The following is a 13,335-nucleotide window of genomic DNA, read 5'->3' as shown; positions in this document are numbered from 1 at the left end:
TGATGCCGGAAATGAACCGCTTCGACAGCACGATATAGAACAGGGTAATCGGCAGCGCCGCCAGTGTCAGCCCGGTGAACAGCTAGTCGGCGGTGAATTTCGCCGACGAACACCGTCAGCCCCGGCGGCAGTTTCCTCAAATTGCCGGAGGTGATCAGCACCAGCGGGAAGAAACAGTCGTTCCAGATCGGCACGGCTCGACGAACATGCAAAAAAAGCAGGCGCCGATCGGCGCCCGCCTTTTCATTCTCAGGGTTTTTCCGTTCTCAGGGCAATGATTACGCGGCCACGGCGATCCCGTCCGCGTTAGCAGCCGCGGCCGCGATCGCATCCACCTTGGCGGTGGCCTTGGCAAGCGCGGCGGTGACCGCGTCGGCGCCCATGCCGACGCCTTCGACGCGGATCACTTCGACGTCCGTCATGCCCAGGAAGGCAAGCACGCCGCGCAGGTAGGGGATGGCGTGATCCATCTGCACCGCGGCACCCTCGGAATAGATGCCGCCCGAAGCAAGCACGATATAGACCTTCTTGCCGGCGACCAGGCCCTTCGGGCCATTCTCACCATAAGCAAAAGTCCTGCCCGAGCGTGCGACGTGGTCGATCCACGACTTCAACGTCGAGGAAATGTTGAAGTTGATGAAACCGGTGGCGAGGATAATCGTGTCGGCCGCGAACAGCTCGTCCAGCACCGCGTCGGACACGCCGACCACCTCGGCCTGACGCGGGCTGCGCGCCTCGGCGGGGGTATAGATGCCGGTGGCGTAGTCGGCATCGATATGCGGCAGCGGATCGGCGACCAAGTCGCGCACGACAAGTGTGTTGGACGGATCGGCGGCGGCCAGCTTCTGAGCAAGATCGGTGGCGACGCGGGTCGAGTGCGAGGCGGCGCCGCGCGGGCTGGAGGTAACAAGCAGTATGGACATGGCGGTGTCCCCTTTGGTTGGATTGAACTTGCCCGAGCCATATGGGGTTGCGGCTCTATCCGGAAAACTGGTATAATTTGCATGGTACCCATCGAGAATATGGATTGCTCATGCAGCCAAATCCGACGCTCGACCAATTGCAGATCCTGGTGGCGGTGGCCGACACCGGCAGCTTCTCAGCCGCGGGGCGCAAGCTAAACAGGGCGCAATCGGTGGTGAGCTACGGCATCGCCAATCTCGAAGCGCAACTGGGCCTGAAGCTGTTCGAGCGCGAAGGCCTGCGCGAGCCGCAACTGACCGATGTCGGCAAGGCCATGCTGGAGGACGCGCGGCGCATGATCGGCGTGCTGCAGCGCATCCGCTCGCGCGCCGACGGCTACAGGCAAGGGCTGGAGGCGGAAGTAAACCTGTCGGTCGACGTGGCGCTGTCTTCGCCGGCGCTCGTGCGGGTGCTCAAGGCCTTCGAGGCCCAGTTCCCGGCGGTGATGCTGCGCCTCTATATCGGTTCGCTCGGCCTGATCGTCGATCAGGTCGTCAACGGCCAGTCGGACCTCGGCTTTGGCGGCCTGCAAGGCGATGCGGACGTCAATCTGCTGCGCATCGGCTTCATCTCGCTGGTGCCGGCTGCCGCACCCGACCATCCGCTGGCGAAACTGCCGAAGCCAATTGCGATCGAAGATCTGCGCGACCACATCCAGCTTGTCGTCTCCGACCAGTCGGAGCGGACGCGGGGCCGCGACTATGGCGTGTTTGCCTATCGCACCTGGCGGCTGACGGACGTGCGCACCAAGCATGCCCTGATGCGTGAGGGTCTCGGCTGGGGAGGCTTGCCGCGCTGGCTGATTGCCGACGACATCGCCAGCGGGCGGCTGGTCGAGCTCGATCTCGAGCCTTATCGCGAGGTGCGTGCGCCGATGTACGCGATGCACCGCAATGACCGGAGCCCCAAGCCGGCGGCGTCGTGGCTCATCGACGAGTTCAAGCGGCAGCTCGGCTGCTTCAACGAGCTGGAGCCGGGCGTTTGGACGGAGGAGGAGCCGGAGACAAGCCGTCCATGAGCGCCATCAGCACGGCGCGATACTCCTCGGCCGATGCGCCGGCCTCGATGGCCAAAGCCGCGCGATCGAAGGCGGCGGCCAGCACCGCGGTCAGCGCCTCGGCCGGCAGCTTGACCATCGAGCGCGCGCGCATGGCTGCGATCAGGCCTTCGCGCAGCGAGCGGTTGCCGTGGCGGTTGTCGATCTCGTCCATCGCCGCGCGGCCAAGCACGGCCGGCCCATCGAGCAGCAAAAGCCGCGTGCGGCCGGGCGCGCGCATCGCGGCGAGATAGGCGTCGGAGCCGGAGATCAAGGCATCGCGGGCCGAGAGCGAGGCGGGCGAGGCGCGGTCGATCTCCGCTGCGACGGTCGCTGCCTCCTGTTCGACGACCGCGGCGAGCAACGCCTGCTTGTCGGCAAAATGATGATAGAGCGCCCCACGCGTCACGCCGGCGGCGGCCACGATCTCCGGCGTGCCCGTCTCCGCATAGGATTTTTCCGTGAACAATTTTCGCGCCGCGCGGATCAGATCGGCGCGCGTTGCCTCGGTGCGGTCGCGGTTGGAGCGGCGTCCAGACTCTGGTTGCATACATACAGCCTGTATGTTAATTGCACTTACATACAGACTGTATGTTTGATGGCAGGAGAAAGAAAGATGAAGACGACCAGCTATTATCCGGTGCTGATGACCGGCGACGTCGCCGCCACGGCGGCCTTTTATGTCGAGCATTTCCGCTTCAAGGCGCTGTTCGACAGCGACTGGTACGTCCATCTGCAGTCGGCCGAGGATCGCCGCGTCAATCTCGGCATCGTCGACGGGGACCATGAGACGATCCCTGAGGAGGGCCGGGGACGCACGTCCGGCCTGCTGATCAATTTCGAGGTCCGCGATCCCGACGCCGTCTATGAGCGCATCGTGGCCGCAGGCCTGCCGATCCTGCGCACCTTGCGCGACGAGCCCTTCGGCCAGCGCCATTTCATCACCAAGGACCCCAACGGCGTGCTGATCGACGTGATCAAGCCTATTGCGCCGAGCGAAGAATTCCTGGCGCAATACGCCAAAGGTGCGGCCGGGAGCTAGGCCGGACAGCGGGTCTCAGTTCGTCCGCGCCACCGGCGTCACGGCGACCTGGCTGACGCCGGTGCGGCGCACGACGGTGCAGAGCGTCTCGCGACCGATGCGGTCGGCGTCGAGCATGCGCACGAGATCATCGACGCCGGTGACCGGTCGGCCGTCGAGAGCGGCGATGATGTCGCCTTCCTTCAGGCCAGCCCTCGCGGCGGGGCCGTTCTTCTCGACACTGCGCAGGCGCACGGCCGTGTTGGTCGTGACCTGCGAGAGAAGTGCGGCACGGCGCGGCAGGTTGGTCGTATCGGCAGAGACGCCGATGAAGGCGCGGCGCACGCGGCCGAAGCGGATGATCTCGGAAATGACGAAATTGGCGGTGTTGGAGGCGACCGCGAAGGCAATGCCTTGCGCGCCGTGGATCATGGCGGTGTTGACACCGACGACTTCGCCAGCCGACGACACCAGCGGTCCGCCGGAATTGCCGGGGTTGAGCGCGGCGTCCGTCTGAATGACGTCGTCGATCAGCCTGCCGGTCGAGGCGCGCATCGAGCGGCCGAGCGCCGAGACGACGCCGGCGGTGACGGTCCATTCGAAGCCGAGCGGATTGCCGATGGCGATCGCGATCTGGCCGCGCCTGAGGCGCTTGGAATCGCCGAGCGGGGCGATGTCGGCGAAGCTGCCGTCGGCGCGAACCAGCGCAATGTCGGTGTCGGGATCGCGGCCAAGCACGCGCCCCTCGCGCGAAGCGCCATCCGGCATCGTGACGCGAACGTCGCGGGCGTCGTCGACGACGTGGAAATTGGTGACGACCAGCCCGTCCTGAGCGATCACGAAGCCCGAGCCATGGCCGCCGGCACCAATGCGCTCGATGCGGCACACGGCCGGTCCGATTCGATCGACGGCGTCAGCGACCGTCGCCGAGTAGGCGTCGAGCAAGGCGTCATCGGATTGGAGTTTTTCGACGGCGAAGGCCATGGGTGGGGCTCCCGTGTGATCTGGCGCAAACGATGCCTATATGTGCGGAGCGGCAGCAATTGCCGCGACCTGACCACATGGCCAGTCAGGCACTCGACTAGCCGTCAGGCGAGTATTCGCGGCGGGGCCATGGAGCGATATCTGGGTCACAGAACCCAGGAGACCATCGATATGAGCAACTTCAACCTTAGTGCCTTTTCCGATGCCGTTGCCGATGTCGCGGCGGCCGCCGCGCCGGCGCTGGCAAGCTTCGCTACGCATCACCACCGCACCGCGAGCGCCTTCCACTGGCGCGACGGCTTCTTTGTTACCGCGGAAGAAGCGGTCGAAGCCGGAGAGGAGATCGAACTGACGCTGGCCTCGGGCGAAACTGTGAAGGCCGAGCTTGCCGGCCGAGATCCTTCGACGGGCGTTGCCCTGCTGAAGCCGGCTTCCGCCGCCGGTCTGCCGCAACTGGCTGAGGCCGCTGCCGTGCGCCCCGGCAACGTGGCGATCGCCGTCGGCAATAGCGAAGGGGCAGCACTTGCGGTCTTTGGCACGGTCGGCGAGGTCGGGCCCGCCTGGCGCTCGATGCGCGGCGGCGCGATCGAACGGCGCATCAATCTGGCCATCAACGCCGGCGGCCGCTTCGAGGGCGGTCCGGTGCTCGATGCCAAGGGCGGCCTGATCGGCATGCTCTTGTTCGGGCCGCGCCGGCGGGCGCTGGTCATGCCTTACGAGACGATCGAGCGGGCGGTTGCGACGCTGCGCGAGAAGGGACATGTCGCGCGCGGCTATCTCGGTGCCGGGCTGCACCCGATCCGCAACAGCGACACCCACGGCGCCATGGTGATGAGCCTCGACGACAGCGGCCCGGCGAAAGCCGCCGGCCTGCATGTCGGCGACATCATCGTCACCTGGAATGGCGAGGCCGTGCATGGGCCGCGCGAGCTGATCCGCAAGCTCGGGCCGGACAGCGCCGGCGCGAGCGTGACGCTCGGTATCTTGAGCGGCGGCGCTGAGCGCGATGTTTCGATCACCATCGGCGAAAAGCCGTTGAGCTGAGAGGCGGATGGCAAGCAGCGCGATACAAACGATTGCTCGACCGGAACCGGCAAGCACCCGGCTGACGGTGCTGATCGCGCTCGGCGACGCGGCCCGCGCCGAGCAACTGGTCGATGCGCTTGCGGCGAGCGAGGACCTGCTGCCGATCCTCGCCGGGAGCGGCATGGGTCAAACGGCGGATGTCGCCTTGGTCGATGAGGCTGCTTCGGAAAGCCGGGCCGTGAGCCCCGCAACGCCATGTGTGCTGCTCTCGCGCCGCGCCGGCCATGAAAGGCCGGGCGGCAATGTGTTTGCGATGCTGCCGGGGTCCGCCGACGGCCTGCTGATTGCCGCCGCCTTGCGCTTGGCGGCGTCCGGCTATCGCATCAGCCGCGCAGGACCGTCAGATCTTGGTGCACATGGCGAGTTCCACGCGGGGGTGTCCGAGGACGAGACGCCCGACGACAACCAGCCCCGCGCGGCGTTGTCGCCGCGCGAGGCTGAAGTGCTCGCACTGCTGGCGGAAGGCGCGCCCAACAAGGTAATCGCCCGGCGGCTCAACATCTCCGTCCACACGGCGAAATTCCACGTCGCCGCGATCCTGATCAAGCTCGGCGCCGCCAACCGCACCGATGCGATCGCCATCGCGATGCGGCAAGGGCTGGTGCTGGTCTAGACCCTTTCAGCACGACGCTGCGTAACCTCCGACCGGTGCGTTGGGCCTTGCGCCACGGCTGCCCGCCGCGCAAGTTGCCTCCCTGTTGCAGAGGGAGCCGAGACATGTCGCTCAAGGGAAAGACGCTGTTCATCTCGGGCGGATCGCGCGGGATTGGGTTGGCGATCGCGCTGCGCGCGGCGCGCGACGGCGCCAATATAACGATTGCAGCCAAAACCGCCGAGCCGCATCCGAAGCTGCCGGGCACGATCTACAGCGCGGCCGAAGAGATCGAGCAGGCCGGCGGCAAGGCGCTGCCGGTGCTTTGCGACATCCGCGACGAGGCTCACGTCGGCGAGGCGGTGGCAAAGACCGTCGAGCGGTTCGGCGGCATCGACATCTGCGTCAACAATGCCAGCGCCATCCAGCTTACCGGCACGCTGGAGACCGACATGAGGCGCTACGATCTGATGCACCAGATCAACACGCGCGGCACGTTCCTGGTGTCCAAAATGTGCATTCCACGCCTGAAGTTGGCAAAGAATCCTCACATCCTGAATCTGGCGCCGCCGCTCGACATGAAGGCCAAGTGGTTCAAGAACCACGTCGCCTACACGATGGCCAAGTTCGGCATGTCGATGTGCACGCTCGGCATGAGCGCCGAGTTCGCCAAAGATGGCATCGCCGTCAATTCGCTATGGCCGATCTCGACCATCGACACGGCCGCCGTGCGCAATCTCCTGGGTGGCGCCACGGTGGCTGCGATGAGCCGCTCGCCCGACATCATGGCCGATGCCGCGTGCGCGATCTTCCTGCGGCCGGCGCGCGAGGCGACCGGCAATTTCTACATCGACGAAGAGGTGCTGCGGGCCGAGGGCGTCACGGACTTTTCGGTCTATGCGCCAGGCGCGGCGGATCAGCTTGCCGGCGATTTCTTCGTGCCGGACGAAGTGTTCGCCAACTCGCCGACGAAGGTCAGAAGGATCTACTGACAGCCCGCGGCCGCCTCATTCCGCGGCGCCCTTCCTGCCTTTCGACGGATTCGACGCGAATTCGAGACGCTTCCTGAGATGTTCAGGGGCGGTTTCGTCCTGATCTACGCAAGTCCGAAAACCGCTGCGCATTCTCCTGGAATTGCTCTGTGGGGTTCCGCCGTATTTCGGGCAGGTGGACTTATTTTCAAGATAAAGCCCCGCCGGAGAGGGGCGCCGGCGGGGCTCATGTGTCCCGCTGGAGTCGGGACAGGGCAGGGAACGCCCTGACTGGAATCTGGGTGCCGCAATGCGGCGATTCAATGAGCACGGCGGGATGAGCGGGACAATTCTTCTTGAATTTCAAGAGAAAGGGCCCGTCCGGATCCGGACGGGCCCAATCTTGTCGCGCTGATTCCGAAAATCGGCTCAGGACCTTGAAGTCATTGCTCGTTGCTCGCCACAGGCGCCACCAGCGAGGTGATGCGGCGGATGGCGACACGACGGTTCTCGCGGTTCGGGCTAGACGTATTCACCTTGAGATATTCCTCGCCATAGCCCTGTGTCGTGAGGTTCTCGGCCGGGACGCCGAAAGCGTTGGTCAACGCTTCGGCGACCGCCTCGGCACGCCGATCCGACAGTGCGAGGTTCGCGTCAGGCGTACCGACGGCGTCGGTGTGGCCCTCGATCAGGAAGGTCTCGGCCGGGTTCTTCTTGAGAAGTTTGTCCATGGCGGTGGCCACGCCTTCGAGCTTCTGCACTTCGGTGTCGGAAAGAGTCGCCGAGCCGAAATCGAAGTTGAGCGTGTCGAGGTCGATACGACGGGCGATGTCGCGCACGCGGGCCGAGCGCTTGACCTCGTCGATCGAGTAGAGACGCTGGACCCTCTCTACCGGCGGCTGCTCGAGGAAGGTGTAATACTCGTCCGGATCCTCGACTTCTTCCGAATCCAGGATGTAGTCCCGACGCGATATGTCGAGACGCATCGGCGGCAGGTCGTCGCCTGGATCGCGCCAGTCGTCGACATCCTGGTAATAGCGCTCGTCGACATAGCTCAGCACATATTCGCGCCCGTCAGGCGTGATGCGCGAACGCTGGACGATGTCGCCATTGCGGTTGCGGATGGTGACGATCTTGACGCCATTCTCGCGCTCCACGGTCTCGCGGGTGCGGCCGCGCGGCAGATCCTCGTAATAGACGTCCCTGGCGCCACGGGTGATGCGAGGAGCCTCGTTGCTTTCCACGAAAGTCTGGTTGTTGAACTGGAGGATCACGCGGTCGCCGAACTGCTTCACCACATCCGCGCCCTGGGGCCGGCGGCGCTCACGGACCACCTGCTCGGGCGTAAGTTCGATCCGCTTGCCCTTTTCCTCGGTGACCGGAACAAGCTTCTCAGGCTTGATCGCCTGCTGGGCCGCCTTGTCGTCGGTGGGCGGCGGCCCCTGATCGACCGCGGCAGGCCGCTGCTCGGCCTGAGCGCCGCCCTGCTGTCCAGCCTGGTTGCCGCCTTGCTCGACACCGGCCTGGCCATTCTCGTTCTGGCCGGCCGGCTGGCGGCCCTTGCGCTTGCGAACGACATCCTTCTGGCTGTCGAGGATGGGAGCCTCGTTCGCGTTGGCAGGGGCCTCGCCCTGTGCGGCAGCGCCGGCGTTCGTGCCGCCTTCAGCCGGCTGCTCACCCGTAGCGGGCCGGGTGGTTGCTTGGCCTTCGCTGGAGGGCTGCTTGGTCGAAGGTTGCTCTCCCGTCACCGCCTGACCGGTGCCGGGCTGCTCGCCGACCGTCTTTCTGCGCTTGGTCTTGTCCAGAGGCTGTTCGCCTTCGGCCGGTGCTGCTTGCTGATTGTTTTGCTGGGGCTCGGCCTGCTGTGCCTCGCCGGCAGGAGCTTCGGTCTTCGGCGCCTGCTCGGCCGGTGCGGTCTCGGTTTGCTGCTGATCCCGCTTCTTCCTGCGCAGCTTGTCCTGCGGCGTGTTGTCGTTGGCGGGCGCCGCCTGTTCGGCAGGCTGCTCGGCCGGTGCGGTTTCGGTTTGCTGCTGCTGGCGCTTCTTCCTGCGCGGCTGCTGTTCGTCGCTCGCCGGCGCCGCCTGTTCGGCGGGCTGCTCTGCCGGCGCCGTTTCGGTTTGCTGCTGCTGGCGCTTCTTCCTGCGCGGCTGCTGTTCGTCGCTCGCCGGCGCGGCCTGTTCGGCCGGCTGCTCGGCCGGTGCGGTTTCGGTCTGCTGCTGGCGCTTCTTCTTGCGCGGCTGCTGCTCGTCAGTCGCAGCCTGTCCGCCCTGATCGGCAGGGGCTGCCTCGATCTGCTGCTGTTGATCGCGTTTCTTGCGCGGTTTGAGCTGCTGCTCCGCCGGGGCCGCCTCTTCCGCCTGGCCGGACTGCTGCTGGTCCTGCCGCTTCCGGCGCGGCTTCTGCTCGGGCTCGGCGGACTGTTCGGTCGGCGCCGATTCCGTCTGCTGCTCGCGCTTCTTTTTCCTCGGCTGCTCGGCTTGCCCCTGCTGGCCTTGCGCACATTCCTCAGCCGATTGGCCTTCGGCGCAGTTCGACTGCGCTAGGATAAACGGCGTCCCCCGCGAAGGGCCGAGATCGGCCTGCAGCGGATACGCGCCCAACGGCGCGGATGCCATTAGCAGGCCGATTGCCGTACCTGCCAGAATCCGTGGTTGGCGTTTCATATCGATTTTCTCCTACTGGGGTCCCATCCCTGCCCAAACTTTCAACAGCATCAATTGGTTCCGCCGGGCATTGTTGTCAGCCAAGGATGCCCGGCCGGCCTTTTGAAGGCAATTTCGTGTTTTTCTAATGTTGATAATGGGTCCTGTGACAGCAGTGCTTGACCGACAGGTCCCGGAGGGCCAAATCCAGCGGCATGAATGCGCCATTTTGGAAAACCAAGACTCTCGAGGCCATGACCCCGGCCGAATGGGAATCACTTTGTGACGGCTGCGGCAAATGCTGCCTGTCCAAGCTCGAGGACGAGGATACTGGTGAAATCTATTGGACGAGCGTCGGCTGCCGGCTGTTCGACGCCGAAAAATGCCTTTGCTCGGATTATGCCAACCGGCTGGCGCGCGTGCCCGATTGCGTCGGGCTGACACCGCAGAATGTGCGCACCATCACCTGGCTGCCCAAGACATGCGCCTACCGGCTCATCGCCGAGGGACACGACCTCTATTGGTGGCACAAACTGGTTTCGGGAAGCGCGGAGACTGTGCATGAGGCCGGGATCTCGATCCGCGGCCGGGTGAAGGCCAAGGAAACGGATCTCGTCGAACCGGACGACTATTTTGATTATGTGCTTGATGACGAACCTTGACGGGTTCGCATCTTGATGACGAAGCCTGGCGGGTTCGCATCTTGAAACTCGAGGGAACTGGGGCCGCGGTGACGCGTTCCCCGCGTCAGATTTGGAAGTGCATTCGGGTGAGGGGTTTTGCCTTTCTTCCACATGAACCGGACATGAACGGCCGGTTCGCACAAAGTTCAGACACAAAAAGGCATTTTGTAATCATTGGTTCGCCAATCATCCGTTCAAGGGCGAGAGGCCCACAACAAGGAGAGAGACAATGTTCAACCAGATCAAGACGGCAGCCCTTTCGGCCCTTGTCGGGCTTTGCACGCTCGGCGCCATCCCGGCGGCGCATGCGGACAGCCTCTATCTCGGCTTCGGCAACAATCACGATCCGCGCTTCGGCGTCTACACCGGCGATGATGGCTATTACCGCCGCGATCGCGACTGGCGCCGCCGCGGCTGTTCGCCGGACCGCGCGCTCGACAAGGCCGAGCGTATGGGCCTGCACCGCGTCCGCATCGTCGACATCAGCCGGCGAACGGTGAAGGTGGCCGGCCGTCAGTATGGCGACCGCGTGGTGGTGGTCTTCGCCAACGAGCGTGGCTGCCCGATCATCTATCGCTGAGGCTTTTCTGGAGCCTGCGAGGACAGGTTGGGCATGATCCTCTGCAGGACCAGCTGACCTTCTGCGAGGTCGGGAGCAGGATGACTCTCGCCGACGTCACCTGTGAGTAGTGGAGCCCCTTCGGCCAGTGCTGAAGCGTGGCTCAGATAAAACCCCGGAGGATCGGTCCTCCGGGGTTTTGTTTTTGTCGGATTACCAAAGCGGCGGGCAAGCTATTTCAGCTCGAACGTGACGGTCACCTGGACGGTGTAGGAATTCTCGCCGGCCTGCACCGGCACGGCGGCGCGGGCGGCATCGAAAGCCTTGGCGTTCAACGGCATCGGCGCCGGCGCGACGTTCTGGTCGGTGATCTCGATCACCTTGCCAAGGTTGACGCCGGCGGCCGCGGCGAGCGTCTTGGCCTTGGCGAGCGCGTCGGCAACCGCCTTCTTGCGCGCCTCGGTGATGGTGGCCTTCGGATCATCATTGGTGAAGGCGATGCCGCCGCCCTGGTTGACCCCGAGCGACACCGCCTTGTCTAGGATGTCGCCGGTCTTGTCGACGTTGCGCACGCGCACCGACAGTGTGTTCGTCACCTGGTAGGCAACGAGTTCGGCTTCCTGGCTGCCGTCCGCCTTGTTGGTGTAATTGTAGCGCGGATTGATCTGGATGCCGGCTGTCTGCAGGTCGCGATCGGCAATTCCGGCCGATTTCATCGCCGCGATCACGGCCGCCATGGCATCATTGTTGGCATCAAGCGCGGCGCGCGCGGTCTTTGCCTCACGCATGACGCTGAGCGTCAGGATCGCCATGTCCGGCGCGACAGTCGCTTCGCCTTCGCCCGAGACGACAATTCGCGGAGGCGGCTGGGTGTCGGCGGCGCTTGCCAGCGCCGGAAACGCGATCGCGGCAGCGAGCGCGACAGGCAAAAGATATTTGGTCATGAAAACTCCTCGAAATCTGCGATCCGGTATCACCTCTGCCCAGACTCGAAAAAGGCATCGATTCCCGGCGTTGCGGGCAGTCCGGACCAGTTCACGCGCCTGATGGGCGCGCACACCGCTGTACGGAGCGAATATGAGCTGATTTTGGCATTTGCCGCCAGCGCTTTCGAAAGCCTTGTGCCGGGCGGCGAAAAACACTAAGCCAGCCCGCGTGGGGCCTGTAGCTCAATGGTTAGAGCCGGCGGCTCATAACCGCTTGGTTGGGGGTTCGAGTCCCTCCGGGCCCACCATAACCATTGATTTCATTGGCAAAAAGTGGCCTCGGCCCAAAACGTTTTGGGCCAATTATGGGCCCAAGGCAAAGACCGTGGTCCCGGTTTGTTCCGACTCGTTTGATTATTTGACAATGCGGAGGTTTGCCCGCCGCTTCATGGCGTCGCGCTTGGCCTCGCGCTCGTTGATGGCACGAGCAATATCAACTGCGATGCGCTTCTTGTTGGCCTCACGCACATATTCATCTGTTACCGTCATTGAGGAATGGCCCATCGCCTCCATGATGGCCCTCGCTTGGATGTTGCATTCAGCGAGGTAGGTGCCGAAGGTGCGGCGCAGGCCATGGAGCGTGTAACCGGCAGGAATTCCCGCCTGCCGCGTCCAGTGCTGCATCATACCCGTCAGGCTCTTTTCCGAAAATGACCTGCCGTAGGCGTTCTTCAAGACAGTGCCGCCCATCGAGCGCTCGAGCGGGTCCAAGGCCGCTGCTAGCTTGTCGACGACTGGAATGAACATCTCCCGCCCGCCATGGCGGTTGCGGTTCTTCTTCTGGCGGAAATCAAAGGCCTCGATCAGCACCAGCGAGCCATCGAACAGTTCGATCTCTTCGGTTAAAAGATCATCCCACGCAAGAGCAGCGATATCGCCGCGCCGATTTCCAAGCCAGAAGCCGAGTGCATAGCAGGTGCGTGCGGCTGTACCGATAGGGTGTCGCTCCTCGAACTTCTCGCGGATTGCAATTGGCCAAGCGGGATTCCGGGTCGACTTGGGCACACGGACACGGATCGATAGCGAGGGATCCTCCTGCGGCTTGATCCATTTTTCGACGTCAGTCGCGACCCATACAAGCTTCTTGATAGCGACCAGCATGTGTTTGGCGACTGTGCGGTTTGTCCTGAAGATGCTTTCAATGATGGCGCGAAGCCGATCCGCGTCGAGATGTTCCACCGGAGTATCGCGCCACATCAGTGGGTACTTTGGATCGACCCTCAGATTGAGAAAACGCTCGATCAGTCGTGCATTCTTCTGCTGCGTCGCTTCATCAAAATCGAGCCACTCCATTGTCGTTTCAAGCCGGCGCGCGGCATGGCCAAAAGTTTTTGGCAGTGCCCGACCGGGCAAATCGATGATACCCACATTGTGTTGGCCCTGCGTGGCCTTCTCGTAAGCCGCCTCGAACTCGGCATCGCCAGGTTTGCCGGGAAGGCTGATTTCAGGCATGCCTTTTGCACGGTAGCGATAAGTTAGCTTGCCATTCTTGAGACGCGAAGAGACCCCAGGATAGCGCGCATCCTTGAAGGGCCTAGCCATCAACGTTCCTTCCAGACTTCTGCCGCCGGTGATCAACTCGCGGGGAGTTCTCCAGCATCGCTTGTAGCGAAAGGGTTTTGCTTTCGATGGCAACGCGCAGGAGCACCGGGTAGGGGAACCCTCTGCCTTGCTCTATGCCTTCAAAGGTGCGCTTCGGTATTCCCAGCGCCTTGGCCGCGGCTTCGGCAGTGAACCCCCCCTTGGCCCGCCAAGCTTTCACGTCTTGCGCAAGTTTCTCATTCTCGTTCATGTCAAGCCTTTCGCACAATG

At 63.8% G+C, this 13,335-nt stretch carries 14 protein-coding genes and 1 tRNA gene; 8 read left to right on the top strand and 7 right to left on the bottom strand.

Annotated elements, in window-relative coordinates:
• Nucleotides 1-278 precede the first annotated feature (278 nt).
• Nucleotides 279-923 carry an FMN-dependent NADH-azoreductase gene (locus EOA49_RS08520; RefSeq protein WP_127241549.1) on the bottom strand — a complete coding sequence of 215 codons (645 nt, stop codon included), beginning with the start codon at nt 921-923 and terminating at the stop codon, nt 279-281.
• Between the two features lie 110 nt (nt 924-1,033).
• On the opposite strand from EOA49_RS08520, the gene EOA49_RS08515 reads away from it, so the two are divergent.
• Complete coding sequence (locus tag EOA49_RS08515; protein WP_127241548.1) at nt 1,034-1,981, top strand: LysR family transcriptional regulator; 948 nt, start codon at nt 1,034-1,036, stop codon at nt 1,979-1,981.
• On the opposite strand, the gene EOA49_RS08510 is transcribed toward EOA49_RS08515, so the two are convergent.
• A complete protein-coding gene (locus EOA49_RS08510) occupies nt 1,923-2,549 on the bottom strand; it encodes a TetR/AcrR family transcriptional regulator (RefSeq protein WP_127241547.1) in 627 nt (208 codons plus the stop codon). The genes EOA49_RS08515 and EOA49_RS08510 overlap by 59 nt on opposite strands.
• Nucleotides 2,550-2,615: 66 nt before the next feature.
• Here EOA49_RS08510 and EOA49_RS08505 point away from each other — a divergent pair, with 66 nt between their 5' ends.
• Nucleotides 2,616-3,041, top strand: a complete 426-nt coding sequence (locus tag EOA49_RS08505; RefSeq protein ID WP_127241546.1) for a VOC family protein — start codon at nt 2,616-2,618, stop codon at nt 3,039-3,041.
• A gap of 15 nt (nt 3,042-3,056) precedes the next feature.
• Here the strand turns inward: EOA49_RS08505 and EOA49_RS08500 are convergent, their stop codons facing one another.
• On the bottom strand, nt 3,057-4,004 hold the full coding sequence (locus EOA49_RS08500) for a trypsin-like peptidase domain-containing protein (protein WP_067326813.1): 948 nt from the start codon (nt 4,002-4,004) through the stop codon (nt 3,057-3,059).
• A gap of 171 nt (nt 4,005-4,175) precedes the next feature.
• On the opposite strand from EOA49_RS08500, the gene EOA49_RS08495 reads away from it, so the two are divergent.
• The 3 genes from EOA49_RS08495 (at nt 4,176) to EOA49_RS08485 (ending at nt 6,674) form a co-directional block, all read left to right on the top strand.
• Entirely contained in the window at nt 4,176-5,048 is an 873-nt protein-coding gene (locus tag EOA49_RS08495) for a S1C family serine protease (protein ID WP_127243118.1), read from the top strand.
• Between the two features lie 7 nt (nt 5,049-5,055).
• Nucleotides 5,056-5,703 (top strand): helix-turn-helix transcriptional regulator, encoded by a 648-nt coding sequence (locus EOA49_RS08490; protein WP_095823211.1) that lies wholly within the window; start codon nt 5,056-5,058, stop codon nt 5,701-5,703.
• 104 nt (nt 5,704-5,807) lie between these two features.
• Nucleotides 5,808-6,674, top strand: coding sequence for an NAD(P)-dependent oxidoreductase (locus EOA49_RS08485; protein ID WP_127240549.1), 867 nt, complete (start codon nt 5,808-5,810; stop codon nt 6,672-6,674).
• Nucleotides 6,675-7,096: 422 nt separating this feature from the next.
• Here EOA49_RS08485 and EOA49_RS08480 read toward each other — a convergent pair whose 3' ends face one another.
• Entirely contained in the window at nt 7,097-9,316 is a 2,220-nt protein-coding gene (locus EOA49_RS08480) for an OmpA family protein (protein ID WP_127243117.1), read from the bottom strand.
• Between the two features lie 194 nt (nt 9,317-9,510).
• Here EOA49_RS08480 and EOA49_RS08475 point away from each other — a divergent pair, with 194 nt between their 5' ends.
• Together EOA49_RS08475 and EOA49_RS08470 are read left to right on the top strand one after the other, a co-directional pair.
• Complete coding sequence (locus EOA49_RS08475) at nt 9,511-9,957, top strand: YcgN family cysteine cluster protein (protein ID WP_127240547.1); 447 nt, start codon at nt 9,511-9,513, stop codon at nt 9,955-9,957.
• 250 nt (nt 9,958-10,207) lie between these two features.
• Nucleotides 10,208-10,558 (top strand): hypothetical protein, encoded by a 351-nt coding sequence (locus EOA49_RS08470; RefSeq protein WP_067326832.1) that lies wholly within the window; start codon nt 10,208-10,210, stop codon nt 10,556-10,558.
• A gap of 212 nt (nt 10,559-10,770) precedes the next feature.
• Here the strand turns inward: EOA49_RS08470 and EOA49_RS08465 are convergent, their stop codons facing one another.
• Nucleotides 10,771-11,481: an SIMPL domain-containing protein gene (locus tag EOA49_RS08465; RefSeq protein ID WP_095781353.1), complete on the bottom strand. Its 711-nt coding sequence runs from the start codon at nt 11,479-11,481 to the stop codon at nt 10,771-10,773.
• Between the two features lie 214 nt (nt 11,482-11,695).
• Here EOA49_RS08465 and EOA49_RS08460 point away from each other — a divergent pair.
• Nucleotides 11,696-11,771, top strand: a tRNA-Ile gene (locus tag EOA49_RS08460).
• A 106-nt stretch (nt 11,772-11,877) separates the two neighbouring features.
• On the opposite strand, the gene EOA49_RS08455 is transcribed toward EOA49_RS08460, so the two are convergent.
• Together EOA49_RS08455 and EOA49_RS08450 are read right to left on the bottom strand one after the other, a co-directional pair.
• Complete coding sequence (locus EOA49_RS08455; RefSeq protein ID WP_095519110.1) at nt 11,878-13,065, bottom strand: site-specific integrase; 1,188 nt, start codon at nt 13,063-13,065, stop codon at nt 11,878-11,880.
• Entirely contained in the window at nt 13,058-13,315 is a 258-nt protein-coding gene (locus tag EOA49_RS08450) for a helix-turn-helix domain-containing protein (protein ID WP_236375307.1), read from the bottom strand. The genes EOA49_RS08455 and EOA49_RS08450 overlap by 8 nt, the downstream gene beginning before the upstream one ends.
• Nucleotides 13,316-13,335: the final 20 nt, after the last annotated feature.

This window comes from Mesorhizobium sp. M1A.F.Ca.IN.020.04.1.1, assembly GCF_003997315.1.
In the GTDB taxonomy this organism is placed as follows: domain Bacteria; phylum Pseudomonadota; class Alphaproteobacteria; order Rhizobiales; family Rhizobiaceae; genus Mesorhizobium.
The sequence above is the reverse complement of the archived record's forward strand: the minus strand, read 5'-3'. Positions and strand labels throughout refer to the sequence as shown.

Bases quoted from the DNA above. Each gene is read 5' to 3' on its own strand.
- EOA49_RS08485 (WP_127240549.1), top strand. From the start codon at position 5,808: ATGTCGCTCAAGGGAAAGACGCTGTTCATCTCGGGCGGATCGCGCGGG.
- EOA49_RS08510 (WP_127241547.1), bottom strand. From the start codon at position 2,549: ATGCAACCAGAGTCTGGACGCCGCTCCAACCGCGACCGCACCGAGGCA.
- EOA49_RS08490 (WP_095823211.1), top strand. From the start codon at position 5,056: ATGGCAAGCAGCGCGATACAAACGATTGCTCGACCGGAACCGGCAAGC.
- EOA49_RS08500 (WP_067326813.1), bottom strand. From the start codon at position 4,004: ATGGCCTTCGCCGTCGAAAAACTCCAATCCGATGACGCCTTGCTCGAC.
- EOA49_RS08465 (WP_095781353.1), bottom strand. From the start codon at position 11,481: ATGACCAAATATCTTTTGCCTGTCGCGCTCGCTGCCGCGATCGCGTTT.
- EOA49_RS08455 (WP_095519110.1), bottom strand. From the start codon at position 13,065: ATGGCTAGGCCCTTCAAGGATGCGCGCTATCCTGGGGTCTCTTCGCGT.
- EOA49_RS08505 (WP_127241546.1), top strand. From the start codon at position 2,616: ATGAAGACGACCAGCTATTATCCGGTGCTGATGACCGGCGACGTCGCC.
- EOA49_RS08470 (WP_067326832.1), top strand. From the start codon at position 10,208: ATGTTCAACCAGATCAAGACGGCAGCCCTTTCGGCCCTTGTCGGGCTT.
- EOA49_RS08495 (WP_127243118.1), top strand. From the start codon at position 4,176: ATGAGCAACTTCAACCTTAGTGCCTTTTCCGATGCCGTTGCCGATGTC.
- EOA49_RS08520 (WP_127241549.1), bottom strand. From the start codon at position 923: ATGTCCATACTGCTTGTTACCTCCAGCCCGCGCGGCGCCGCCTCGCAC.
- EOA49_RS08450 (WP_236375307.1), bottom strand. From the start codon at position 13,315: ATGAACGAGAATGAGAAACTTGCGCAAGACGTGAAAGCTTGGCGGGCC.
- EOA49_RS08475 (WP_127240547.1), top strand. From the start codon at position 9,511: ATGAATGCGCCATTTTGGAAAACCAAGACTCTCGAGGCCATGACCCCG.
- EOA49_RS08480 (WP_127243117.1), bottom strand. From the start codon at position 9,316: ATGAAACGCCAACCACGGATTCTGGCAGGTACGGCAATCGGCCTGCTA.
- EOA49_RS08515 (WP_127241548.1), top strand. From the start codon at position 1,034: ATGCAGCCAAATCCGACGCTCGACCAATTGCAGATCCTGGTGGCGGTG.